The organism is Paludibacterium sp. B53371 (assembly GCF_018802765.1).
Classification (GTDB): domain Bacteria; phylum Pseudomonadota; class Gammaproteobacteria; order Burkholderiales; family Chromobacteriaceae; genus Paludibacterium.
In genome coordinates, this window is record NZ_CP069163.1 from 515,226 (window position 1) to 539,586 (window position 24,361).

General features: G+C 59.1%; 26 protein-coding genes and 1 tRNA gene. 22 read left to right on the top strand and 5 right to left on the bottom strand.

What is annotated here, in order from left to right; translation table 11 throughout:
* The first annotated feature begins 13 nt into the window (after positions 1-13).
* The 10 genes from nuoI (at position 14) to JNO51_RS02530 (ending at position 8,775) form a co-directional block, all read left to right on the top strand.
* A complete protein-coding gene (nuoI, locus tag JNO51_RS02485) occupies positions 14-502 on the top strand; it encodes an NADH-quinone oxidoreductase subunit NuoI (protein ID WP_215780954.1) in 489 nt (162 codons plus the stop codon).
* 9 nt (positions 503-511) lie between these two features.
* Positions 512-1,150 carry an NADH-quinone oxidoreductase subunit J gene (locus tag JNO51_RS02490; RefSeq protein ID WP_215780957.1) on the top strand — a complete coding sequence of 213 codons (639 nt, stop codon included), beginning with the start codon at positions 512-514 and terminating at the stop codon, positions 1,148-1,150.
* A 26-nt stretch (positions 1,151-1,176) separates the two neighbouring features.
* Positions 1,177-1,482, top strand: a complete 306-nt coding sequence (gene nuoK, locus JNO51_RS02495; protein WP_243729367.1) for an NADH-quinone oxidoreductase subunit NuoK — start codon at positions 1,177-1,179, stop codon at positions 1,480-1,482.
* 28 nt (positions 1,483-1,510) lie between these two features.
* Positions 1,511-3,538 carry an NADH-quinone oxidoreductase subunit L gene (gene nuoL, locus JNO51_RS02500; protein WP_215780959.1) on the top strand — a complete coding sequence of 676 codons (2,028 nt, stop codon included), beginning with the start codon at positions 1,511-1,513 and terminating at the stop codon, positions 3,536-3,538.
* 39 nt (positions 3,539-3,577) lie between these two features.
* A complete protein-coding gene (locus tag JNO51_RS02505; protein ID WP_215780961.1) occupies positions 3,578-5,071 on the top strand; it encodes an NADH-quinone oxidoreductase subunit M in 1,494 nt (497 codons plus the stop codon).
* 15 nt (positions 5,072-5,086) lie between these two features.
* Complete coding sequence (nuoN, locus tag JNO51_RS02510) at positions 5,087-6,541, top strand: NADH-quinone oxidoreductase subunit NuoN (protein ID WP_215780963.1); 1,455 nt, start codon at positions 5,087-5,089, stop codon at positions 6,539-6,541.
* Positions 6,542-6,550: 9 nt separating this feature from the next.
* On the top strand, positions 6,551-6,844 hold the full coding sequence (locus JNO51_RS02515; protein ID WP_215780965.1) for a DUF2818 family protein: 294 nt from the start codon (positions 6,551-6,553) through the stop codon (positions 6,842-6,844).
* Between the two features lie 188 nt (positions 6,845-7,032).
* Entirely contained in the window at positions 7,033-7,716 is a 684-nt protein-coding gene (locus JNO51_RS02520) for a CsgG/HfaB family protein (RefSeq protein ID WP_215780967.1), read from the top strand.
* 30 nt (positions 7,717-7,746) lie between these two features.
* Positions 7,747-8,103: a DUF4810 domain-containing protein gene (locus JNO51_RS02525; RefSeq protein WP_252346164.1), complete on the top strand. Its 357-nt coding sequence runs from the start codon at positions 7,747-7,749 to the stop codon at positions 8,101-8,103.
* 9 nt (positions 8,104-8,112) lie between these two features.
* Positions 8,113-8,775 carry a DUF799 domain-containing protein gene (locus tag JNO51_RS02530; RefSeq protein WP_252346165.1) on the top strand — a complete coding sequence of 221 codons (663 nt, stop codon included), beginning with the start codon at positions 8,113-8,115 and terminating at the stop codon, positions 8,773-8,775.
* A gap of 58 nt (positions 8,776-8,833) precedes the next feature.
* On the opposite strand, the gene JNO51_RS02535 is transcribed toward JNO51_RS02530, so the two are convergent.
* Both JNO51_RS02535 and JNO51_RS02540 read right to left on the bottom strand, forming a co-directional pair.
* Positions 8,834-9,700: a lipid A biosynthesis lauroyl acyltransferase gene (locus JNO51_RS02535; RefSeq protein WP_215780972.1), complete on the bottom strand. Its 867-nt coding sequence runs from the start codon at positions 9,698-9,700 to the stop codon at positions 8,834-8,836.
* Positions 9,697-10,590 carry a lysophospholipid acyltransferase family protein gene (locus tag JNO51_RS02540; protein ID WP_215780974.1) on the bottom strand — a complete coding sequence of 298 codons (894 nt, stop codon included), beginning with the start codon at positions 10,588-10,590 and terminating at the stop codon, positions 9,697-9,699. The genes JNO51_RS02535 and JNO51_RS02540 overlap by 4 nt, the downstream gene beginning before the upstream one ends.
* A 74-nt stretch (positions 10,591-10,664) precedes the next feature.
* Between JNO51_RS02540 and metK the strand changes: the two genes are divergently transcribed.
* The 3 genes from metK to metF all read left to right on the top strand — a co-directional run bounded on the left by metK (position 10,665) and on the right by metF (position 14,307).
* Complete coding sequence (gene metK / locus JNO51_RS02545; RefSeq protein WP_215780976.1) at positions 10,665-11,834, top strand: methionine adenosyltransferase; 1,170 nt, start codon at positions 10,665-10,667, stop codon at positions 11,832-11,834.
* A gap of 140 nt (positions 11,835-11,974) precedes the next feature.
* Complete coding sequence (gene ahcY / locus JNO51_RS02550; protein WP_215780979.1) at positions 11,975-13,375, top strand: adenosylhomocysteinase; 1,401 nt, start codon at positions 11,975-11,977, stop codon at positions 13,373-13,375.
* 95 nt (positions 13,376-13,470) lie between these two features.
* A complete protein-coding gene (gene metF, locus JNO51_RS02555; protein WP_215780981.1) occupies positions 13,471-14,307 on the top strand; it encodes a methylenetetrahydrofolate reductase [NAD(P)H] in 837 nt (278 codons plus the stop codon).
* Between the two features lie 721 nt (positions 14,308-15,028).
* Here the strand turns inward: metF and JNO51_RS02560 are convergent.
* Entirely contained in the window at positions 15,029-16,840 is a 1,812-nt protein-coding gene (locus JNO51_RS02560; RefSeq protein WP_215780991.1) for a diguanylate cyclase domain-containing protein, read from the bottom strand.
* Between the two features lie 78 nt (positions 16,841-16,918).
* Positions 16,919-17,398 carry an Lrp/AsnC family transcriptional regulator gene (locus JNO51_RS02565; protein WP_215782641.1) on the bottom strand — a complete coding sequence of 160 codons (480 nt, stop codon included), beginning with the start codon at positions 17,396-17,398 and terminating at the stop codon, positions 16,919-16,921.
* A gap of 169 nt (positions 17,399-17,567) precedes the next feature.
* Between JNO51_RS02565 and JNO51_RS02570 the strand changes: the two genes are divergently transcribed.
* The 9 genes from JNO51_RS02570 to JNO51_RS02610 all read left to right on the top strand — a co-directional run bounded on the left by JNO51_RS02570 (position 17,568) and on the right by JNO51_RS02610 (position 23,898).
* Entirely contained in the window at positions 17,568-18,344 is a 777-nt protein-coding gene (locus JNO51_RS02570; protein WP_215780993.1) for a phenylalanine 4-monooxygenase, read from the top strand.
* 60 nt (positions 18,345-18,404) lie between these two features.
* Positions 18,405-19,469 (top strand): 4-hydroxyphenylpyruvate dioxygenase, encoded by a 1,065-nt coding sequence (gene hppD / locus JNO51_RS02575; protein ID WP_215780996.1) that lies wholly within the window; start codon positions 18,405-18,407, stop codon positions 19,467-19,469.
* Between the two features lie 195 nt (positions 19,470-19,664).
* Positions 19,665-19,740 (top strand) — tRNA-Phe (locus tag JNO51_RS02580).
* 338 nt (positions 19,741-20,078) lie between these two features.
* On the top strand, positions 20,079-20,492 hold the full coding sequence (locus JNO51_RS02585) for a PPC domain-containing DNA-binding protein (RefSeq protein ID WP_215780998.1): 414 nt from the start codon (positions 20,079-20,081) through the stop codon (positions 20,490-20,492).
* Positions 20,493-20,506: 14 nt separating this feature from the next.
* Entirely contained in the window at positions 20,507-21,082 is a 576-nt protein-coding gene (locus tag JNO51_RS02590; protein WP_215781000.1) for an ECF transporter S component, read from the top strand.
* On the top strand, positions 21,082-21,789 hold the full coding sequence (locus JNO51_RS02595; RefSeq protein ID WP_215781002.1) for an energy-coupling factor transporter transmembrane component T: 708 nt from the start codon (positions 21,082-21,084) through the stop codon (positions 21,787-21,789). The genes JNO51_RS02590 and JNO51_RS02595 overlap by 1 nt, the downstream gene beginning before the upstream one ends.
* Complete coding sequence (locus tag JNO51_RS02600) at positions 21,780-22,625, top strand: energy-coupling factor ABC transporter ATP-binding protein (protein ID WP_215781005.1); 846 nt, start codon at positions 21,780-21,782, stop codon at positions 22,623-22,625. Before JNO51_RS02595 ends, JNO51_RS02600 begins: the two co-directional genes overlap by 10 nt.
* Positions 22,618-23,451: an energy-coupling factor ABC transporter ATP-binding protein gene (locus JNO51_RS02605; RefSeq protein ID WP_215781007.1), complete on the top strand. Its 834-nt coding sequence runs from the start codon at positions 22,618-22,620 to the stop codon at positions 23,449-23,451. Before JNO51_RS02600 ends, JNO51_RS02605 begins: the two co-directional genes overlap by 8 nt.
* 84 nt (positions 23,452-23,535) lie before the next feature.
* On the top strand, positions 23,536-23,898 hold the full coding sequence (locus JNO51_RS02610) for a hypothetical protein (protein ID WP_215781009.1): 363 nt from the start codon (positions 23,536-23,538) through the stop codon (positions 23,896-23,898).
* Between the two features lie 4 nt (positions 23,899-23,902).
* On the opposite strand, the gene JNO51_RS02615 is transcribed toward JNO51_RS02610, so the two are convergent.
* Positions 23,903-24,307: a nuclear transport factor 2 family protein gene (locus JNO51_RS02615; RefSeq protein ID WP_215781012.1), complete on the bottom strand. Its 405-nt coding sequence runs from the start codon at positions 24,305-24,307 to the stop codon at positions 23,903-23,905.
* Positions 24,308-24,361 lie beyond the last annotated feature (54 nt).

The window sequence follows — 24,361 nt, forward strand, 5'->3', positions numbered from 1 at the left end:
TTAGGCAAAGAGCATGGAATCGATTCGCAAGTTTTTCAAAACCTTCCTGCTGGTCGAGCTGGTACAGGGCCTGATGCTGACCGGGCGCCATCTGTTTGCGCGCAAGATCACCGTCCAGTATCCGGAAGAGAAGACCCCGCAGTCTCCGCGTTTCCGCGGCCTGCACGCCCTGCGCCGATATCCCAACGGCGAAGAGCGCTGCATTGCCTGCAAACTGTGCGAGGCGGTGTGCCCGGCGATGGCGATCACCATCGAGTCGGACCAGCGCGAGGACGGCACCCGCCGTACTACCCGCTACGACATCGATCTGATCAAGTGCATTTACTGCGGTTTCTGTGAAGAAGCCTGTCCGGTAGACGCCATCGTGGAAACCCACATTCTTGAATTCCACGGCGAGAAGCGTGGCGACCTCTACTACACCAAGCCCATGCTGCTGGCCATCGGTGACAAGTACGAGGCCGAAATCGCTGCCAACAAGGCAGCCGACGCCAAGTACCGCTAAGGGGGACGCATGAGCTTTACTACGGTTGTTTTCTACATCCTGTCGGCCATCCTGCTGGTGGCGGCGTTCCGCGTGATCACCGCCAAGAACCCGGTGCATGCGGCGCTCTACCTGGTGCTGGCCTTCTTCACCGCCGCCGGTCACTGGATTCTGCTGGAGTCCGAGTTTCTGGCCATCGCCCTGGTGCTGGTCTATGTCGGCGCGGTCATGGTGCTGTTCCTGTTCGTGGTGATGATGCTCGACATCGACATCGAGAAACTGCGCGAGGGCTTCTGGAAGAACTTCCCGCTGGCCGGCACCATCGCCATCATCATGGCCGGTGAAATGGCGCTGATTCTCGGCAGCCCGGAAGCCGGTCTGAAGACCTATCCCGCGCGCGCCGAGCTGGCCGCCGATTTCAGCAATATCCGCGAGCTGGGTCTGCAGATGTATACCCACTACATGTTTGCGACCGAACTGGCCTCGGTGGTGCTGCTGCTGGCGATTGTCGCCGCGATTGCCCTGACCCAGCGCAAGCGCAAGGACACCAAGGTGATGAATGTGGCCGACCAGGTTGCCGTCAAGGCGTCCGACCGGGTCCGTGTCGTCAAAATGGCCGCGACGCCGGTGGAAACCGTCGCCGCTGCCGATGATCAACCTCAGGCCTGACGGCCACCATTGAAAAAGGAGGAATCGTGCTGACACTCACACACTTCCTGGTGCTGGCCGCGATCCTGTTTGCCATCAGCGTGCTCGGGATTTTCCTGAACCGTAAAAACATCATCGTGCTGCTGATGTCGATCGAGTTGATGCTGCTGGCGGTGAACTGCAACTTCATCGCTTTCTCGCATTACCTGTCGGATACCGCCGGGCAGATCTTCGTCTTCTTCATCCTGACCGTCGCCGCCGCCGAGTCGGCCATCGGTCTGGCGATTCTGGTGGTGCTGTTCCGCAATCTGCGCACCATCAACGTGGAAGACCTGGGCAGCCTCAAGGGCTAACGCATAACCAAAAGACAAAGCAGACAACATGGATATGAAAACCCTACTACTGCTGATCGCCCTGGCGCCGCTGGCCGGGTCGCTCATTGCAGGCCTGTTTGGCTGGGCGATCGGCCGGCGTGCTGCGCACGTGGTGACCATCACCGGCGTGGCGATTTCCGCCATCCTGTCGCTTCAGGTCCTTTCCGGCTTCGTTTCCGGGCATGCCCCGGTATTCAACGAGCCGGTCTACACCTGGCTGACGGTGAACGGCAATACCTACTCGGTCGGCTTCCAGATCGATGCCCTGTCGGCGATGATGATGGCCGTGGTGACCAGCGTGTCGCTGATGGTTCACATCTACACCATCGGCTACATGCAGGATGACCCGGGCTACCAGCGCTTCTTCAGCTATATCTCGCTGTTTACCTTCTCCATGCTGATGCTGGTGATGAGCAACAACTTCATCCAGCTGTTCTTCGGCTGGGAAGCCGTGGGCCTGGTGTCCTACCTGCTGATCGGTTTCTGGTTCAAGCGCCCGACGGCCATCTTTGCCAACCTGAAGGCCTTCCTGGTCAACCGCGTCGGCGACTTCGGCTTCCTGCTGGGCATTGGGCTGGTGCTGGCCTATTTCGGCGGCTCGCTGAACTACAACGATGTGTTTGCTGCCGCTCCGGCGCTGGCAGGCAAGACCATCGAGATCATCCCCGGCCAGTCCTGGTCGCTGATGACCGTGACCTGCATCCTGCTGTTCGTCGGCGCCATGGGTAAATCCGCCCAGTTTCCGCTGCACGTCTGGCTGCCGGACTCGATGGAAGGCCCGACCCCGATCTCGGCGCTGATCCACGCTGCCACCATGGTGACGGCCGGTATCTTCATGGTGGCGCGCATGAGCCCGCTGTTCGAGCTGTCCGATACCGCCCTGAACTTCGTCATGGTCATCGGCTCGATTACTGCCCTGTTCATGGGCTTCCTCGGGGTGGTGCAGAACGACATCAAGCGTGTGGTGGCTTACTCGACCCTGTCGCAGCTCGGCTACATGACCGTTGCGCTGGGGGCCTCGGCCTACTCGGTGGCAGTGTTCCACGTCATGACCCACGCGTTCTTCAAGGCGCTGCTGTTCCTGGCTGCCGGTTCCGTCATCATCGGCATGCACCACGACCAGGACATGCGCAATATGGGCGGTCTGCGCAAGTACATGCCGATCACCTGGATCACTTCGCTGATCGGCTCCCTGGCCCTGATCGGTACACCGTTCTTCGCCGGCTTCTACTCGAAGGACTCGATCATCGAAGCCGTCAATCAGTCGCATCTGCCGGCAGCCGGTTTTGCCAGCTTTGCCCTGACGGCCAGTGTCTTCGTGACCGCGCTGTATTCCTTCCGCCTGTACTTCATGGTGTTCCATGGTCCGGAGCGCTGGAAGCAGAAGGCTCACCATCACGAGGATCATCATGATGACGAACATCATCACGGCCTGGGCCCGAATGACAATCCGCACGAATCGCCGTGGGTCGTGACCCTGCCGCTGGTGCTGCTGGCCATTCCGTCGGTGGTGATCGGTTATCTGGCCATTGGCCCGCTGGTGTTTGGTGACTTCTTCCATGGCGCAATCTTCATCGATGCCATCAAGCATCCGGGTCTGTCGCACCTGGGCGAAGAGTTCCACGGCCCGGTTGCCATGGCGCTGGAGTCGCTGCACTCGCTGCCGCTGTGGCTGGCTGCGGCTGGTGTCCTTGCCGCCTGGATCGGCTATATGAAGGCGCCGCACCTGCCGGAGCAGATTCGCAGCCGTGTCAATGGCCTCTATCAGCTGCTGGTCAACAAGTACTACCTGGATGAGCTGTACTTCGCCGTGTTCGCCAAGGGGGCGCGTGCGCTGGGGAATGCGTTCTGGAAGATCGGCGACATGCTGCTGATCGACGGACTGGTGGTCAACGGCTCTGCCGCGCTGGTCGCTGCTTTCTCGCGCACCATCCGCAAGTTGCAGACCGGCTTCATCTACAGCTACGCCGCCACCATGATTCTGGGCGTGCTGGCACTGATGACTTACTGGTTCGCCCCGCTGATCTTGCGCTGAGCCACGAACAACCGGGATTGAAATAATAAAGGTTCGACTATGTTGACTCATGTTTTAAGTCTGGTGATCTGGGTGCCGATTCTGTTCGGCCTGCTGGTCCTGGCAACCGGCGGTGACAGCCGGGCAGGGCTGGCACGCTGGATTGCCGTGGTCGGTGCGCTGGCGGGTTTCCTGCTGTCGCTGCCCCTGTTCTTCAACTTCACCGAACTGCACGGCGGTATGCAGTTCGAAGAGATGCACGGCTGGATTGATGCGCTGAACATCAACTATCACCTCGGGGTGGACGGCATTTCCATGCTGTTCGTGGTGCTCAACAGCTTTACCACCCTGCTGGTGGTGATTGCCGGCTGGGAAGTGATCCAGAAGCGTACTGCGCAGTACATGGCGGCATTCCTGATCATGTCCGGTCTGATCAACGGGGCGTTTGCCGCGCTGGATGCCATCCTGTTCTATGTCTTCTTCGAAGGCATGCTGATCCCGATGTACCTGATCATCGGTGTCTGGGGCGGTCCGCGTCGGGTGTATGCCTCGATCAAGTTCTTCCTGTACACGCTGCTGGGTTCGCTGCTGATGCTGGTGGCCTTCATCTACCTGTACGGCAAGGCGGGCAATACCTTCGAGATCTCTGCCTTCCAGGATCTGCGTATCCCGATGGGCATCCAACTGATGCTGTTTACCGCCTTCTTCCTGTCCTTCGCCGTGAAGGTGCCGATGTGGCCGGTGCATACCTGGTTGCCGGATGCGCACGTGGAAGCGCCGACAGGTGGCTCGATGGTGCTGGCGGCCATCACCCTGAAGATCGGTGCCTACGGTTTCCTGCGTTTTGCTCTGCCCATCGTGCCGGATGCCTCGCGTTATCTGTCCGGTTTCATGGTGACCCTGTCGCTGATCGCCGTGGTGTACATCGGCCTGGTGGCGCTGGTGCAGAGCGACATGAAAAAGCTGGTGGCCTATTCGTCGATTTCCCACATGGGTTTCGTGACCCTGGGGATCTTCATGTTCGCCGGCAACACCCAGAACGTGTATGCCGTCGAAGGCGCACTGATCCAGATGGTGTCGCACGGCTTCGTGTCCGCCGCGATGTTTATGTCGATCGGTGTCATGTATGACCGCATGCACAGCCGCAACATCGGTGACTATGGCGGTGTGGCCAACAAGATGCCGATCTTTGCCTCCTTCATGATGCTGTTTGCCATGGCCAATGCCGGCCTGCCGGCGACCTCGGGCTTCGTGGGCGAGTTCATGGTCATTCTCGGTGCCGAGCAGGTGAACTTCTGGTATGCCGCGCTGGCCGCCACCACGCTGATTTTCGGTGCTGCCTACACGCTGTGGATGTTCAAGCGGGTGATCTTCGGCGAAGTGGCCAACGACCATGTCGCCGAGCTGAAGGACATCAACAAGCGCGAATTCCTGGTGCTGGCGCTGTTGGCGCTGACCGTGCTCGGCATGGGTCTGTATCCGCAGGCCTTTATCGACAAGATGCACCCGGCGGTGAACGACCTGATTGCCCATGTGGCGCAAAGCAAGCTGTAAGGCAAGGAAAACACAATGAACTGGGCTACCCTGAACCTGATGCCAGCCTTGCCCGAGCTGTTCATGCTCGCGGCGGTGCTGCTGATTCTTGTGATCGACATGCTGTTGCCGGACGAACGTCGTGACATCACTTATGGCCTGAGCCTGCTGACGCTGGCTGGCTGTGCCGTGATGCAGTACCTCGCCTGGACTGCCGTGCCGGTTGAAACCTTCCAGAAAATGTTTGTTGCCGATCCCTTGTCCGGCATCATCAAGTTCTTCCTATATGGCGTGACCGCCGCCGTGCTGGTGTACTCGCGCCAGTACATCGCCGACCGCCAGATGTTCAAGGGCGAGTTCTACACCCTGACGCTGTTTGCCCTGCTCGGCATGAATGTCATGGTTTCGGCCAGCCACTTCATGACGCTGTACATCGGGCTGGAGCTGCTGTCGCTGGCGCTGTATGCCCTGATTGCGCTGCGTCGTGACTCGGTGTCTGCGACCGAGGCGGCCATGAAATACTTTGTGCTCGGTGCGCTGGCTTCCGGTCTGCTGCTGTACGGCATGTCGATGGTGTATGGTGCCACCGGTTCGCTGGAAATCGGCCGCATTGCCCAGGTGATCGCCAGCGGCAACGGTAATACCGTGCTGCTGATCTTCGGCGTGGTGTTCCTGGTGGCCGGCCTGTGCTTCAAGCTGGGCGCCGTGCCGTTCCACATGTGGGTGCCCGACGTTTACCAGGGCTCGCCGACGGCCGTAACCCTGATGATTGGCGCCGCGCCGAAGCTGGCGGCCTTCGTGTTCCTGGTGCGCATCCTTGGCGAAGCCATGGGGCCGCTGCTGTCGCAATGGCAAGGCATGCTGGTGATCGTCGCCGTGCTGTCGATGGCCATCGGTAACATCACCGCCATCGTCCAGACCAACATCAAGCGCATGCTGGCCTATTCGACCATCTCGCACATGGGTTTCCTGCTGGTCGGTTTCCTGACCGGTAATGCCGATGGCTTCTCCTCGGCCATGTACTACGCCATCATCTATGTGCTGATGTCGCTGGCGGCCTTCGGGGTTCTGCTGGCGCTGTCGCGTGCCGGGTTTGAGTGCGAGAAGGTGGCGGATCTGAAGGGGCTGAACCAGCGCAACAGCTGGTATGCCTTCCTGATGCTGCTGGTCATGTTCTCGATGGCGGGCATCCCGCCGGTGGCCGGCTTCTATGCCAAGTTTGCCGTGATCCGTGCGGCGCTCAGCGTAGGCATGGTGCCCCTGGCGGTGTTTGCCGTGCTGATGTCGCTGATTGGTGCCTTCTACTATCTGCGCGTGGTCAAGGCCATGTACTTTGACGCCGCAGAAGACGACAGCGCCATCGTGGTACGGGCCGACATGCGTCTGGTGCTGTCGCTCAATGCCTTGGCCCTGCTGGTGCTCGGCATCCTGCCGCAGCAACTGGTTGCCCTGTGCATGGATGCCGTCAAGCAATCGCTGACGGCGCTGTAAGGAGCGATCATGCAAGCCAGTGTTGCGGTGTTGCTGATCGTGGCCGTTCTGGCGGCCAACCTGCCATTCGCCCTGCCGCGTATCGGCGGGGTGGTGGCGGTGGTGCACAAGCATTTCGGCTGGCGCCTGCTGGAGCTGGTTGTGCTTTATCTGCTGGTCGGGCTGTTTGCCCGACTGCTCGAATCACGGCTGATGCCGGTACATGAGCAGAACTGGCAGTTCTATGCCAGCACCTTCGCCCTGTTTGTGGTCTTTGCCTTTCCTGGATTTGTCTGGCGCTATTTCTGGCGACAGCCGCACTGAAGCACATCGGGCCTGGCCCGATGTGCTTTCCCTCACCCCTGTCCTTCCTCTCGACCACCGGTCGCACACGCTCTGTCTGATTGCATAACGCTTAGTGGCCGTTTATGACGATCTGTAGCGATTTTGTATAAATCGTTTATACTATCTACCTTTTTTTAAATTGTTTCTCATTGTCTTGGAGAGGGTAGATGCTCAACAGCAGACAGGCGAAGTCGTTTTTTGCGGTTGCGGCCCTGGCCGCATTGTTGGCCGGCTGTGCCACGGAGAGTTCGCAGTCATTGGCGGTGACGCAGGTTACCAGTGCCAGTCAGCCGTATACCGGCGTGCGTTCGCCGATTGCTGTCGGCAAATTTGATAACCGATCAAGCTTCATGCGCGGGATTTTCTCCGACGGGATCGACCATGTTGGCTCTCAGGCCAAGACCATTCTGATCACCCACCTGCAGCAGACCAATCGCTTCAATGTGCTCGACCGCGACAATATGGCGGAAATCAAGCAGGAAGCCGGTTTGAAAAAACAAGCTCAGTCGCTCAAGGGTGCTGATTATGTCATTACCGGTGATGTGACCGAGTTTGGTCGCAAGGAAGTGGGGGATGATCAGCTGTTCGGTCTGCTGGGCAGCGGCAAGCAACAAATTGCTTATGCCAAGGTGAGTTTGAACGTCGTAAACACCCACACTTCCGAAGTCGTCTACTCGAGCATGGGGGCGGGTGAATACAAGCTGTCGAATCGTGAAGTGCTCGGTTTTGGCGGGACGGCCAGCTACGACTCAACCTTGAATGGCAAGGTACTCGATCTGGCCATTCGCGAAGCCGTCAACCGCCTGGTCGACGGTATTCAGTCGGGTGCCTGGCAGCCGGCAAAACCCTAATTCACGGATGCAAGCAAGATGAAATCGACCATGCAGAAACGTTCGGGTCTGGTGTTGGGCCTCATCGCCAGTGTCATGCTGTGTGCCTGCGCCTCACAGCCGGATACGCTCTATCAATGGGAAGGTTATCAGTCGCACGTGTACAGCTATCTGCGTGCGGACTCCGGTACCAGCCCGGACAAGCAGATTCAGGAGATGGAAGCGGAGTTGCAGAAGATCCGCGCCAGGGGAAAGACGCCGCCTCCCGGCTACTATGCGCATTTGGGCATGCTGTATGCCAATGTCGGTAACACCGCCATGATGGCGCAGAATTTTCAGGTGGAAGAAAAGCTGTTCCCCGAGTCTGCACCCTATCTGGACTATCTGATGTCCAAAGTGAAGAAATAAGAGATCAACATGTTCAAATCCATGTGCAAATATCTTGCCCTGGCCTCCATGCTGGGTTTTCTTGCGGGTTGTGCCACTGAGCCGCCGAAACAGCTGGATTACACCGCCTATAAGAAGAGTAACCCGCACTCGATTCTGGTTTTGCCGCCGATCAGCAAGGCGACCGATGTGAATGCCGGCAACGGCGTGCTCGCTCAAGTCACCTATCCCCTGGCAGAGGCAGGCTACTATGTCCTGCCCGTCGGTCTGGTCTCTGAGACATTCAAGCAAAATGGCCTGACCACGGCGGATGATATTCATCAGGTGCCACTGGCCAAGCTGCGCCAGATTTTTGGTGCAGACGCTGTGCTGTATATCGAGGTCAGCAAATATGGCGTCAGCTACCAGGTACTGGATAGTGTTGCCTCGGTCAGTGTTTCCGCCCGGTTGGTGGATCTGAGAAGTGGTGCCACCTTGTGGACCGGCTCTGCGCAGGCCTCCGATGCCGAGAACAACAACAATAACAATGATCTGCTGGTTCAACTGGTCAGTGCCGCCATCAAGCAGATTGCCAAAAAGGTGACGGATGCTACCTATCCGGTAGCGGGGGTGGCGGATCAGCGCCTGCTCGAGCCTGGCCGGTTCAACGGCATTCTGTACGGGCCGCGCTCACCGAAATACATGGCCCAGTAATGCACTGATTGTTGCCCTGATATAAAAAGCCCTCTGCATGCAGAGGGCTTTTTTCGGATCAGTAAATCGGCGGCTGTCCTTCTGGCCTGGTCTTGAATCGCTTGTGCAGCCAGAAATACTGATCCGGCTGTTCGCGAACCCGCGCTTCCAGGAAATCGTTCATACGCTGAGTATCGGCAGACACATCTTCGCTGGGGAAGTTGTCCCAGGCAGGATAGAACTCCAGTTCGCAGCGATTACCCACTCGGCGGGCGATGGCCGGTACCACCTTGGCGCGCGCCAGTTGGCTGATGCGCGACAAACCGGTGATGGTGGCGGTCTCGATGCCAAAAAACCGGGCGAAAATCGAGTCGCGCGCACCATAGTCCTGATCCGGCAGGTAGAGGAAGGGGACATGGTTCTTGCGCATGGCCTTGATGATCGGCCGCAGTCCTTCCTGGCGTGAAACGATGAATGCATTGTTGTACCGCTGGCGACCCTGGTAAATCATGGCATCCAGCGTATCGTTCTTCTGGGCGGAATAGACGCTGACCAGCGGCAGATGCTGATTGAGGGCAAACACACACATTTCGAAACCGACAAAATGCGGGTAGAACAGGATGACATCCTGCCCCTGCTCGCGCAGATCGGTGACGTAGTGCAGGTTCTTGATGTCCACCAGTCGGTCCAGCCGTTCGGCCGAACTCCACCAGACGACGCTGTATTCCAGTACCAGCCGCAGCATGTAACGGAAATTGTTGCGCAGCATGCGCTTGTGTTCGGCGTCACTCAGTTCGGGGAAGCACAGGCGCAGGTTGATCATACCGACACGGCGGCGATCTGCGGCCAGCAGATAGGCCACACTGCCCAGCAACCAGGCGAGTGCGCCAATCACCGGCATCGGCAGAAAGCGGATCAGCCACAGCAGGGCAAAGGCGATTCTCATGGGGATCCTTCTTGCCCGGCCGGCTGTTCGACACCTGCCGGGCATTTGTAGCGGTTATAACTCCACAGATATTGCAGTGGGCATTCCGTGATCAGGGTCTCAACCGCATGGTTGAGGATGGCGGCATCCTGATCCCGTTCACCGGTGAACGGCTGGGGCAAGGGGCGGATGTGAACTTTGAATCCTTGACCTCTCGCCAGTCGTTCTCCATAAAACAACAAGGTCTCCACACCCTTGAGCTGGGCCAGGCGCGGCACCAGGGTCATGGTATAGGCGGGTTGTCCGAAGAAGGGCGCCCAGACGCCTTCTCCATTGCCGGGAACCTGATCCGGCAAAATGATGGTGGCTTCGCCTGCCTTGAGTGCTTTCATCAGCACGCGCACGCCAGCGCCGGTTGCCGGCGCCGTTTTGCCCTTGCCCCTGGCGCGGCCGGCATTCATGACCGGTTCAAGCCAGGATAACTTGGGCGGGCGATACATGGCGGTCAGCGGAAAGGGCAGGCGATGGCTGATATAGCGGCCGGCAATATCATAGCTGCCCAGATGCGGCGTGACGAAGACAATGCCATGGCCAGCGCTGATCGCCTTTTCGACATGCTCCCAGCCGTCGCATGCCTTGACCATGCGGGCAATGTCGCGCGGTTCGCGACACCAGGCGATGGCCAGCTCCAGCGCGCCCTTGCCGGTTTCTTCTGCGCACTGTTTGACTGCGTCGCGGGAAAGCTGATAATTTGGAAGAATTTTACTATCTTCAAGATTTTTCGCCATGCGGGCACGGAATGAGCCTGACAGTGTCAGGGTCATGCGGCCGAGCAGGGCACCCAACACCTGCAACCATGCCAGAGGCAGGCGGGCAAGCAGGGTAAGCAGTAGTTTGACCAGCGAAGCCATGGTAGGGATTTGAGTCGCATTAAAGCGGCGTATTTTATCATCACGAATGCAGATTATTCGGAAAGCAGATCAAAATGAGTGAATATTTGTTTACGTCCGAGTCGGTCTCGGAGGGCCATCCGGACAAGGTTGCCGACCAGATTTCCGACGCCATCCTTGACGCGATCCTGCGCGAAGACAAATTCGGCCGCGTGGCTGCGGAAACGCTGGTGAATACCGGCCTGGTCGTGCTGGCCGGTGAAATTACCACCCATGCCAACATCGATTACATCCAGGTGGCGCGTGAGACCATCAAGCGTATCGGCTACGACAATTCCGAGCTGGGCTTCGATTATCACGGTTGTGCGGTGATGGCCTGCTACGACAAGCAGTCGCCGGATATTGCCCAGGGCGTCAACGAAGGCCAGGGGCTGGATCTCGATCAGGGTGCCGGTGACCAGGGCCTGATGTTCGGTTACGCCTGCGACGAGACCCCGACGCTGATGCCGTTCCCGATCTATTATTCGCATCGCCTGATGCAACGCCAGGCCGAGCTGCGCAAGGATGGTCGTCTGCCATGGCTGCGTCCGGATGCCAAGAGCCAGATCACCTGCGTCTACGACAGTGCCACCGGCCTGCCAAAGCGTATCGAAACCGTGGTGCTGTCGACTCAGCACAGCCCGGACATCGATCACAAGACCCTGACCGAAGCCGTCATTGAAGACATCGTCAAGCCGGTCCTGCCGCCGAATATGCTGACGGCAGAAACCAAGTTCCTGATCAACCCGACTGGCCGCTTCGTGATTGGCGGCCCGATGGGCGATTGCGGTCTGACTGGCCGCAAGATCATCGTCGATACCTACGGTGGTGCCGCGCCGCATGGTGGCGGTGCCTTCTCCGGCAAGGATCCGTCCAAGGTTGACCGTTCTGCCGCCTATGCCGGTCGCTATGTGGCCAAGAACATCGTGGCCGCCGGTCTGGCGCGTCAGTGCCAGATTCAGGTTTCCTACGCCATCGGTGTGTCGCAGCCGACCTCGATTGCCGTGGATACCTTCGGTACCAACCGCATTCCCAATGAGCAGATCGTTGAGCTGGTCAAGCGCCACTTCGACCTGCGTCCGAAGGGCATCGTACAGATGCTGGACCTGCTGCGTCCGATCTACAGCAAGACCGCGGCCTATGGCCACTTCGGTCGCGAAGAGCCGGAGTTTACCTGGGAGCGTACCGACAAGGCCGAAGCCCTGAAAGCCGACGCCGGGCTGTAATCCACTTATTTCCGGGAAGCGCTGCGAGACGGACAACGTCCCAGGCCCGGTTCAAAACGGCGCTTACCTGACAATCCGTGCCGGGGTGCGGGATGTAGGTAAGCGCATCTCCCCCTCGGCCGCGTGTAAAGGAACACACGATGGCTGAATTCACTGATTTTCTGGTTGCCGATATCCAGCAAGCGGCCTGGGGCCGCAAGGAACTGAGCATCGCCGAGACCGAGATGCCGGGTCTGATGGCCTTGCGCGAAGAGTATCGTCATCAGCAGCCGCTGCGCGGTGCGCGCATTGCCGGCTCCCTGCACATGACCATTCAGACCGGCGTGCTGATCGAGACGCTGGTGGCCCTCGGTGCCGATGTGCGCTGGGCGTCGTGCAATATCTTCTCCACCCAGGACCATGCCGCCGCGGCGATTGCCGCCGCCGGGATTCCGGTGTTTGCCTTCAAGGGTGAAAGCCTGGACGAGTACTGGGAATATACCCACCGCATTTTCGAGTGGCCGGCCGGCCAGTCCGCCAACATGATTCTGGATGATGGCGGCGATGCCACCTTGCTGTTGATGCTGGGCGCACGGGCCGAACAGGATCGCAGCGTTCTGGCCCATCCGTCCAACGATGAGGAAACCGCGCTGTTTGCCGCGATCAAGCGTCATCTGGAAGTGGATGGCCAGTGGTATTCCAAGCGTCTGGTCCAGATCAAGGGCGTGACCGAAGAAACGACCACGGGTGTGCATCGTCTGTACCAGTTGCACAAGGAGGGGCGCCTGCCGTTCCCGGCCTTCAACGTCAACGACTCAGTGACCAAGTCCAAGTTCGACAACCTGTACGGTTGCCGTGAATCGCTGGTCGATGGCATCAAGCGTGCGACTGATGTGATGATTGCCGGCAAGGTGGCCGTCGTGGCGGGCTATGGCGATGTCGGCAAGGGTTGTGCTCAGAGTCTGCGTGGCCTGGGGGCGACTGTCTGGGTGACGGAGATTGACCCGATCTGCGCCCTGCAGGCGGCCATGGAAGGCTATCGCGTGGTACGCATGGAAGATGTTGCTGACAAGGCGGACATTTTTGTCACCGCCACCGGTAACGTCAACGTGATCAATCACGCCCACATGAAGGCCATGCGCAACCAGGCCATCGTGTGCAATATCGGCCATTTCGATTCGGAAATCGAAGTGTCCAGCCTGCGTCAGTACCAGTGGGAAAACATCAAGCCACAGGTTGATCACATCATCTTCCCGGACGGCAAACGCATTATCCTGCTGGCCGAAGGGCGCCTGGTCAATCTGGGTTGCGCCACCGGTCACCCGAGTTTCGTCATGTCCAACTCGTTTACCAATCAGGTGCTTGCCCAGATCGAACTGTTCGTTAATGGCGACCAGTATCAAAAGCAGGTGTATGTCTTGCCCAAGCATCTGGACGAGAAGGTGGCGCGCTTGCACCTCAAGCGCATTGGCGCCCAGCTGACTGAACTGAGCAATGAGCAGGCCAACTATATTGGCGTGCCGCAAAACGGTCCGTACAAGCCCGATCACTATCGTTATTAATGCCTGACCCGGGGAGGGAGACCACAGTCGTGGTTCTATAATCAGAGTCTCCCCCCCGTCTGATCAATCCGACAAAGAGAGAGCCCGAGGAGCGCATGGCCGAACGGACATCCAATTTCAGTTTCGAATTTTTCCCGCCCAAGACGCCCGAGGGCATGACTCGTCTGCAGAACACGCTGATGCAGCTGGCTCCGCTGAAGCCGGAGTTCTTTTCGGTGACCTTCGGTGCCGGTGGCAGCACCCGCGAAGGAACCCTGGCGACGGTGCAAGAGATCCGTTCGCGCGGACTGGCTGTGGCGCCGCATCTGTCCTGCATCGGTTCGACCCGCGACAATATCCGGGCTTTGCTGGACGAGTATCGTTCCCATGGCGTCCGCCACATCGTGGCCCTGCGCGGAGACATGCCCAGCGGCATGGTCGAGGCTGGGGAGTTTCGCTATGCCAACGAACTGGTGGCTTTTATCCGCGAAGAACATGGCGAGCATTTTCATATCGAGGTGGCGGCTTATCCGGAATTCCATCCTCAGGCGCGTTCCGCCGAGGATGATCTGAATAACTTTGTGCGCAAGATTCATGCAGGCGCCGACTCGGCCATCACGCAGTACTTTTTCAACATCGACAGCTATCTGCGCTTTGTTGATGAGGTGCGCGCCCGTGGCGTGGATGTGCCGATCGTGCCGGGCATCATGCCAATCAGCAATTTCAGTCAGATGTGCCGTTTCTCTGATGCCTGCGGCACGGAAGTGCCGCGCTGGCTGAGGCTGCGCATGCAGGCTTATGGGGACGATGTCGCTTCGGTGCGAGCCCTGGGGCTGGATGTCGTGACCGAGCTGTGTGACCGTCTGTTGCAGGCCGGTGCGCCAGGGTTGCACTTCTATACGCTGAATCAGGCTGGCGTGGTCTCAACCATCTGGCAGCGACTAGGCTTGTAATAGCCATGACCTAATAAGGGGCTTAGGCCCCTTTTTTTGTTTTATGCTGCGGCGCGTCGTAAAAAAGACACACACAAAATCATGGGGTTGATGAGGTGATAGCGGCCTGATTTCATGGCTTTGCATAATTTATAATTATTTAATGTTATTTGGGATGAATAGCGAAATCATGCAAAACCATTGACCTTGCAATGAGGGGCGGATATCTTTGATTTACCGGCAAATAAAAGCCATATAAGGCACCTGCCGGTTTTTCACTCAAGGAGAGTTACCATGATCAAGCTTCTGTCCCAACTGCAACACGCCTGGTCCGTTTACCATCGCCAAGGCCGCCGCTATGCCCGCTAATCCTGGGGATGGCAAACGAAACGGGCGACAGTGATGTCGCCCGTTGTCATTTGAGCCCCAGGATAAAGGCTCGTTGTGCGCAATGGTCATACAACCATATTGTTTTTTAGTTTTTTGGATTATTCAGATTAGTCCTATCGAGTGATGGGGCGCTGCGGGCTAAAGTTCTGTCTGACAGCGCGGCCGTGCTTTTGTCCGGCAAGTCTCTACCCCTATATCGAAGGAGAACAATATGTTTGTATCGTTCATCAATGCCATCAAACTGGCTTGGCAGCACTACCAGAACCATCGTCGCGTAGCCCGCTAAGCCGCGATGCATAAAGAAAACGGCCGCTCCTTCCGGAAGCGGCCGTTTTCTTTATGCCGGTACCGTTCAGCCTGTGCAGTTGCGTCCGGAGGCCTTGGCGCGGTATAGCCCGGCGTCGGCCTCGGCAATCATCTGATCGATGCTGCTGTGGTTTGCCGTGTCCAGGGCGGCAATCCCCAGGCTGATGGTGAGACGGTCTGCGACACGCGAGCTGGCGTGGGGCAGGTTCAGTTCCCAGACCGCCTGTCGCAGCGCTTCGGCGCGTGACCTGACGGCCTGGGCGTCCAGTCCCGGCAGCAGCACGGCAAATTCCTCCCCGCCGATTCGCGCGGCCAGTTCGCCCGGATAAACGAAGAAACGCGTCAGCAGGGCAGCGAGCTGCTGCAGGCATTGATCTCCCGCCAGGTGACCGTAGTGGTCGTTGTATTCCTTGAAGAAGTCGATATCCAGCATGATCAGCCCGAGGGGCTCCGCCTTGCGGCGCGCCTTGTCGAAGGCCTGACGCTTTTCTTCGTCAAAGTGACGGCGGTTGGCCAGTCCGGTCAGGCTATCGCTCAAGGCCATGCGTGCCAGGTTGGCATTGGCCTGCTCCAGTTGCTGCTGCGTTTCGGACAGATCTTGCAGCTGCTGGCAGCGGATAATCATGTTGGCAAACATATCGGCCAGCAAACGGGCCTGAACCAACTCCTCCTCCTGCCATTGTCTGGCATGGCGCAGCATGTCACAGCCGAAGACGCCGACCGGGTGGCCGAGGTAGTCGATGCGGATCATCAGCATGCTCTGGATCGCATCCTGCGCGCTGGCCAGATCTGCCTGCGGGAGTGACTGGCAGTGCGGCAGGTTCAGCACGCCCTCGCGCATCAGGGTGGCGAACAATGATGGCCGTGCCGTCAGGGGAGCAAATCCCAGTCCCTCCTTGCCGCTGTCGATCCCTGGTGCCTGCCACTCGTGCACCATGCTGACGATTTGCAGGTGATCGACGCCGATCAGGTAGCAGCGATCGACATCCATGAACTGACCAATCTGCATCAGGGCCTGCGACATGGCCAGATTCACTTCTGCCAGCGGGATGTTGATGAAGCGTGAGGAAATCGCCGAGACCAGTTGCTGGAAATTCAGCAGCCTGTCCAGCTGCGCGGTGCGTTCTTCCACCCGGCGTGCCAGCTCATCGCGCGCCTGGGTCAGGGCGGTTTCATAACGCTCGCGGTCGGCCAGATGGTTGTTGATGCTGGTGCGCATGGCATTGAACGACGCCAGCAACTGGGTCATCTCGTCTTCGATATGGCTGGGATAGTTCAGGCGAAACGTCGGTGTCGCCTCGCCAGGCCGGAAGGTGCGTGCCGCCTGGGCCAGCTGCTGGACCGGCAAGACGAAGCGGCGGCGCAGAATAAAGACGATCAGCAGTGCCAGTGCCGTGAAGTCGAGGACACGCTGCGCCATGCTGCTGAGCAGATCGTTGACGATTTCGCTTTGAACCGGCTTGTTGGAGACGAACAGTGTCAGCGTGCCGAGTGACTCGCGGGTGCCGTGATTGAGGTGAACGTCCAGGTGGTAGACGTTGTGGGGGGCGTTGCCGGCATGCGGGCTGTCATAGCGCAGGCGCTGCCCCAGGCGTGTCTCCAGAATGACTGATTCGACGCCATTGATGGCGCTGATGCTGGCCAGTTCCTTCTGGGTGGTGTTGAGTTCGACATCCCAGACGCTCTGCGCCAGCAGCGGCATGTACAGGGTGTTGACCGTCTCCGGGATCTCGGCGAGGCGTTTCTGGCCGTGATAAAACAGCAGGCCGGCGCGTACGGCACTGACCAGAAGCCAAAACAGAACCGCATAGAGCAGGATCTGCTGCAGCACCTGTATTGCCAGCGGTTTGAAACGCATCCGACGCCCTTGCTGGATGACCCGCATCCACGGGCCGTGGGTGACAGCCGGAACGGTCGGCGCCGTTCCGGCCCGGGATTAGCGCAGGTGGCTCAGCGGCAGAGCCGTGGTGCGCTTGAACTCTTTCAGGACGAAGCTCGATTTGACGTCTTCGACCCCTTGCTGTTGCAACAGCTCGTTCATGACGAAACGTGAAAAATGCTCCATGTCTTCGAAATGAACCTGCAGCAGATAGTCCATTTCGCCGGTCATGGCGAAGCAATTGACGACTTCGGTCCAGCGCTGAACGGCATCGACAAAGCTCTGATTGTGCGAATTGCCGCGCTTTTCCAGTGTGACACGCACGAAAGCCTGCAAACCGAGGCCGATCTTGGCAGGATCCAAAAGTGCAACATATTGGCTGATGACCCCCGATTCTTCCAGCTGTTTCAGGCGGCGCAGACACGGAGAAGGAGACAACGCGACCCGTTCGGCCAGCTCTACGTTGGTCAATCTCCCGTTGAGTTGCAGCTCCGCCAGAATCCTCAAGTCGGTCTTATCTAGTGTAAGACTTGGCATCTCTTGTCCTTTTGTCATGGTGTGTTGAAATTTTGTTCTTTTATCTTTGCATTATAAGACATATTAGCTAGGAAATTGGCGAAAGACTTCTCTAGAATAAAATGCCTAACATGCCTATTTTACACGCGGAAGTTATCTCTTCGGAATCAATAAGTAAGGAAAAGATGCAATGTATACCACTGATGCAGGCTTGATCCGTCCGGACATGAAGATGGCATTAGTGCAACAGCAGGATATCCATGAGGTACCTGTCCCTGCATATAGTCCGATCGAGCATCAGACCTGGGCTACCTTGCTGGCCAATCAGCAACGGGTCCTGCCCGGACGAGCCTGCCGAGAGTTCCTGAGCGGTCTGGAGGCCATCGACTTTCCGCGTGATCATATTCCGCGTCTGGCCGACATCAGCGATCGGGTCGAAGCCTGCACTGGCTGGCGGCTGGTGCGTGTGGACGGCATCGTGCCGGATGCCGAGTTTTTTGCCCTGCTGGCCTCGCGGCATTTCCCCTCAACGGATTTCATTCGCAAGCCCGAAGAGCTGGGTTATACCCCGGCGCCGGACATGTTTCATGATCTGATGGGGCATGTGCCCCTGCTGACGGATCCCCGTTTCTGTGCTTTTTTCGAGCGCTTTGGTCAGGTGGGGGTCAAAGCCTTTGAACTCGACCATCCGGCCAGGGAATGGTTGCCAAGAATTTACTGGTATGCCGTGGAGTTTGGCCTGATTCGCGAGGGTGATGAACATCGTATTTATGGTTCAGGCATCTTGTCGTCCCCGGATGAGGTGTTGTTCAGCCTCTCGGATCAAACCCGGAAGTGTCCTTTTGATATCGAGGTGGTGAGTGCCGAGCCCTACGATATCTGGCACATGCAGCAAAAGCTGTTCGTCATCGAGAGTTTCGATCAACTGGAGCAGTCGTTTGCCCGCTGGGCGGACGCCCTGTTCTGATCTGTCCGGACCGATATCCCGCAGAGGATGGTCCTTCGCCTACAAAAACGGAGAAACTGCATGAACCTGAACAATCCCCTTGCCACCGACGGCTTCGAATTTGTCGAGTACACCGCAGCCGATGCCGACGGGGTCGCCAGGCTGGGTGAACTGTTTCGCTCGCTGGGCTTTGCTGCCGTTGCGCGGCATCGCCATCGCAATGTGACGCTCTATCGCCAGGGCGATATCAACTTCATTGTCAATGGTGAGCCGGTTGCGCCCTTTGTTGATTTTGCCCGCTTGCATGGTCCTTCTGTCTGCGCCATGGCCTGGCGCGTCAAGGATGCCGCCAAGGCTTATGAGTATGCACTGGCCAATGGGGCCAAAGCCTATGAACACCCCGTCGGGGCGATGGAACTGAATATACCGGCGATTCAGGGGATTGGTGGTTCGGCCATTTATCTGGTTGACCGCTATGGCGAGCGCAATATCTATGATGTTGATTTCGTGTCCTTGCCGGGGGCCGACTGGCATCATCAGGGGGCAGGGCTGCAGGAGATCGATCATCTGACGCACAATGTGGCGCGCGGCAATATGGATGTCTGGGCTGGTTTTTATACCGCCATCGCCAATTTCCGCGAGATCCGCTATTTCGATATCGAAGGCAAGTTGACGGGACTGACCTCGCGCGCCATGGTCAGTCCCTGCGGCAAGATCCGTATCCCCATCAACCAGTCGGCCGATGACAAGAGTCAGATCGAAGAGTTCTTGCGTCTGTATCACGGTGAAGGGATCCAGCACATTGCCCTGTCGACCAGTGATATTTATGCCACGGTGGAAGGTCTGCGTGCGGCCGGCACCAAATTTCTCGATACGCCGGACACCTATTATGAGCGTGTCGACAGCCGTGTGCCCGGTCATGGGGAAAACCTTGCCCGCATGCGCGATAACCGTATTTTGATCGATGGCGCACCGACCGAGGGCGGCGGGATCTTGCTGCAGATCTTTACCGAGACCGTGATCGGCCCGGTATTCTTCGAAATCATCCAGCGCAAGAATAATGATGGCTTTGGCGAGGGTAATTTCAAGGCGTTGTTTGAGTCGATGGAAGAAGATCAGGTCCGTCGAGGGGTGTTGACCGCCTGATGAGCGCGCGAGCCTCGCGCAAGGCGCGGGGCTCGGCTGTTTTTGCTCAAAATGTCGCGAAGCCAAGTGTCTGTTTCTGTTGTCGCTTTTTCTCTTGTTAGGAATTTGTCTGAAAAAAGGCGGCGAAAAGCTTGACGGAGCAGGGAGCCTCTGGTTAAATGGCGACCTCTGACGACGCAGCAGCGCCGCCAAGAAGGCCAGTTAGCTCAGTTGGTAGAGCAGCGGATTGAAAATCCGCGTGTCCGTGGTTCGATTCCGCGACTGGCCACCAGAATTACCAAAAAAGCCACTCTGAAAAGGGTGGCTTTTTTGCATTTCATCCTTCCGCTTGCTTTGTCCGCCGCCACCAGGGGACGCTCTGAGCCAGTTCTTCGTCCGGCCTTCAAACCCCACGCGGCCATGCCCGCCGCCTCCCTGGCAGTGATGCTTAAAAAACACAGGCCTTTGATCTCGGGCAGTGCACACTGATTATGCTTGGAGAATTTTTATTTGAAGATGCTAAGATCTTTAGTCATTCAATGATTGGCGCCGCTGTCTGATCCTGTTGTGGCGACGCCGTCTCAATGTGGTGGCGGAGGCCTGCTCCGCGACACAACGGAGATCGATACCATGGGGCATGCTGCCCGTTTCTTCGCGCTGCGGCTGTTGCCAGGCGATGAGCTGCTGAGCGCATTGAATGCTTTCCTTGTTCAAAATGATATCCGTGCCGGCTGGATTGCCGGGGTCGTCGGCAGTCTGAGCCAGGCATCGCTGCGCTTTGCCGGCGAACCGGACAGTACCGTGCTGCACGGTGCATTCGAGATCATTGCCTTATCCGGCACGCTGGATCAGCAGGGCGGGCATTTGCACATGTCCGTGTCGGATGCCTGTGGTCAGATGCGTGGCGGGCATGTCATGCCAGGATGTCTGGTGCGTACCACATGCGAACTGGTAATCGGCGAGCTGCAGGGACTCGTGTTTTCGCGCGAGCCGTGTGCACGGTCCGGTTACGACGAGTTGGTCATTACTGATAGTCACTCTTGAAACCGAGGCTAACCATGAAAAACCTGTTTTCGACGCGTACTTTGGCACTGATGTCGGCGGCGATTGCCATCAATATGGCCTTCGGCCAACTGGTGAGCATGCTCAAGTTGCCGATTTTCCTTGATTCGATCGGTACGGTGGTGGTGGCGATGATGGCCGGCCCGCTGGCCGCGGTGGTCGCCGGCGTGGTGACTAACCTGCTCTGGGGTTTGATCACCGACCCGGTGGCCGCTGCCTTCGCGCCCGTTGCGGCGGTCATTGGTCTGGTTGCCGGCCTGTGCGCCCGCTCGGGGGGCTACCGCACTCTGCCCAGAGCACTGCTGTCCAGTCTGTTGATCACGCTGGGGCTGATGGTGGTGGCGACGCCGATTCGCACCTATCTGTTTGGCGGGGTGACCGGCAGCGGTGCCGACTTCGCTGTGGCCTATCTGCACGCCATGGGAAAAGATCTGCTGGAGTCGGTGGCACTGACGGTCTTTGCCGCCAATCTGGCCGACAAGGTCATCACCGTGCTGGTGGCCTGGTATGTGGTGCGTCGTCTGCCTGAACGGGTTCTGGTCGAATTCCCCGACGCGACGGCTGTGCGTTGATGCATCCGTTTACCGGCCTGGCCTGGGTGCTGCCGCTTGCTTTGCTGGTGCTACAGCTTGAACAACCGGGCCACGGACTGGGGCTGCTGGTTCTGCTGGTCGTGTTGTTGGGGCTACGCCCGGACGGTAGTGCGCGCCTGCGTCGCTGGGCGCTGGTCATGGTGCCGCTGGCGCTGGGTTTGTTGCTGGTGCACGGCCGCTGGCTCTCCGTCTGGCTGGGGGCCGATCTGCGCCAGGCCGATGTGGCGCTCAAGCCGGTGATGATGCTGTGGCTGCGGGTGGGGACCGTGCTGGCCGCCGCCCTGCTGTGGTTATCCACGCTGACGCCGGAGCGTCTGATCCGAGCCTTGTTTGCCAGTCGCCTGCCGCCAGGCGCTGCCTATTTGCTGGCCAACCCGATGTTGCTGGTGTCGCAGATCAAGACCCGGCTGGCGGCCATTGCGCAGGCTCAGGCGGCGCGCGGGGTGGATGTGCAGGCTTCACGCTTCCGGCGTTGGCGACATTTGCTGGCGCTGACTTTCCCTCTGCTGGTCTGGACGCTCTCCGATGTGACCGCCCGTGCGGCCGCGCTGGATGGGCGGGCCTTTCGCAGCCGGCCGCGGCGCACGACCCTCGATGCACCATCCATGGCCTTCTGGGAGCGAGGCGTGATCGCTCTGGGGCTGTCTTTGTCTGCCCTGCTGACGGGGGTCGCTTTATGGCACTGATTCATTTCGAACAGGCCAGCCTGACGCGTCGAGGTGCCTCGGCGCCGGTGTTGTCCGGTCTCGATTTTACGCTCGCCGCAGGCGAGTCCCTGGCGGTTCTGGGGGGCTGTGGCAGCGGCAAGACCACTCTGGCCAACTGGCTGGCCGGCTGGGTGCCTCATGCCCTGCCGGCGACCACGGCCGGCCTGGCGATGATCGATGGTGCACCGCTGGCCGGGCAACACCCGGCCAGGCTGGCCGAACGGGTGCAACTGGTGCAGGCCAGTCCCTACGTTGGATTGAGCGGCTGTGCCTTCACCGTCGAGGCCGAGGTGGCTTTCGGCCCGGAGAATCTCGGCCTGGCCGAGTCGGAGATCCGGCTGCGTGTCGCAGAGGCATTGGCCTTGTGTGAGGCCGAAGACCTTGCCGGGCGCCATCCTGCCACCTTGTCAGGCGGCGAGGCGCAGCGGGTGGCTGTGGCGGCGGCCCTGGTCATGCGTCCGCAAATCTTGTTACTGGATGAAGCCTTTAGCCGTCTGACGCCCTTGGCCGCCAGCCGCATTCTGGCGCGTTTGTCAGGGCTGACGCGGGAGGGCATGGCGCTGGTGTTGTTCGAAAAGCGCTTTGACCTGGCCGCCAGCATGGCGCAGCGGGTTGTCCTGTTGCAGGAGGGCCGCCAGCTTGCCTGCGATTCCCCGGCGGTGGTGTTTGATCAGGCGCTGACGCATGTTTGTGCCAGTGATGCACTGCGCGCGGCGCATCAGGCCAGAAGCGAAGGGTTGTGGCGCGCCTCGGTGACGGCGCCCCTGAGTGCGGCGGCTGCCCCGGCACAGTTCATGGCGGTGCTGCATGGCTGAACCGCTGCTGAAATTTGAAGAAGTGTCGTTCGCCTGGGCAGAGGCTTCGCCGCTGCTGCAGTGCATGACGCTGCAGATTGCGCCCAATGAGTGTGTGGCACTGGTAGGGCGCAACGGCGCCGGCAAGTCTACCCTGTTCCAGTTGGCCTGCGGCCTGCTCAGGCCCGCCAGCGGCAAGGTCTGGCTGGGGTCGCTGGATACGGCTCAGGCGCGTCCTCCGCAGCTGGCTCGTCAGGTATCGCTGATGTTTCAGGAAGCCGAGCGACAGATCTGCCGCGAGCGGGTGGATGCCGAGGTCGGATTTGCGCCATCACTGGCCGGGCTGTCGGCCGAAGAAGTCGAACAGCGCGTGTCGATGGCGCTGAGTTTGACCGGATTGACCGGGCTGGCAGCGCGCCATCCAATGGATCTGAATGCCGGCGAGCGCCGCATGCTCAGTCTGGCGTCGCTGATTGCGCAGGATACACCGCTGATCTTGCTGGATGAGCCGACGCGTGACTTTGATGCGCCCTTGCTGGCCCGGTTCGAGGCCTGGATGAACATGGCCCGGGAGCAGGGGCGCGCAGTCCTGTTCATCAGTCATGATCTGGATTTCATTGCCCGTCATGCCAGTCGCGTCCTGCACCTCAAGGCGGGGCGAATCGAGGCCAATGGTCCGGCCGGACAAGTGTTGCTGCATCCCGATCTGCAAGAGACAGGCCGCATGGCGGCACCAACCTTGCCGGCATTGTGCCGGTCCCTGAACCTGCCGGAGTGCAGGCAGCTGGATGCCTTTGCCGCCCTCTGGCGATCACATGTCGCGGCCTTTCCGGACGGAAAGCCTTGACTGGCCAGGGTTTGCCAGGAGTCAGTCGCCGTCGGGAGCGATCTTTGCTAAGGTAGCACCATTCCCTTTTAAGCGAGTGGTGTCATGAAGATCAAGCAAGCTGTCTGGATGCTTTCCTTTACCGTACTGGCTTCCGCCTGGGCTCAGGCCGGGGAGAATGCTTCGGCGCCAGCCAAAACGGGTGTCATCTCCAGCATCAAGCAGGATGCCGTGACCGTCGGGCATGTCGTGGCCAAGGATGCCAAACATGCCGGCCACAGCATTGCCAAAGGCGCGAGCTCGGTCGGCCATGCTGCCGTCAAGGGCGGCAAGGAGGTCGGTCATGCCTTCAAGGACGGGGCGCTGGCCGTGGGCAAGGCGGTCAGCGAAGGCGTCGAGTCGATCAAGGATGCCGTCGACCCCCAATCCAAGGGGGCGCCGGCACCGATCGAGCAGGGCAGTCACTGAGCGGTCATTCGTCGATCCAGGTTTCCTGCAGGTGGCGCAGCAGGGGTTCGCCATCTGCGCCGCGGGTGAACGTGGCGGTCGAGATGCGGCGGTGGAAACCCTTTGGGGTTCGCCGCTGTTCTTCATAGGTAAAAATGGCCACGTCGCTGGTGGCATGGACCAGCTCCAGGTCGACGATGTTGATGTCCAGTTCGCTGCGGCGGTCGATGGCCTCGAGGATGGTTCTCACCAGCGCCTCGCGCCCCTGGCGTTTTCCTGCCGGGGCAATCATGACAAATTCCGGATGAAAGTGGGCGAGAAAGCCCGCCATGTCGACCGGCGGCGCATCGGCCCCGCCCCGGACCCATGCCTCGACCAATTCATGCAGATCCAGAATGTCGCGCGCGGCGGCATCAATGAAACGATTCATGTTTTCACTCCGGCAGGCAACCCAGCTGGTTTAACTATAGCTTTGTTCTGTGGC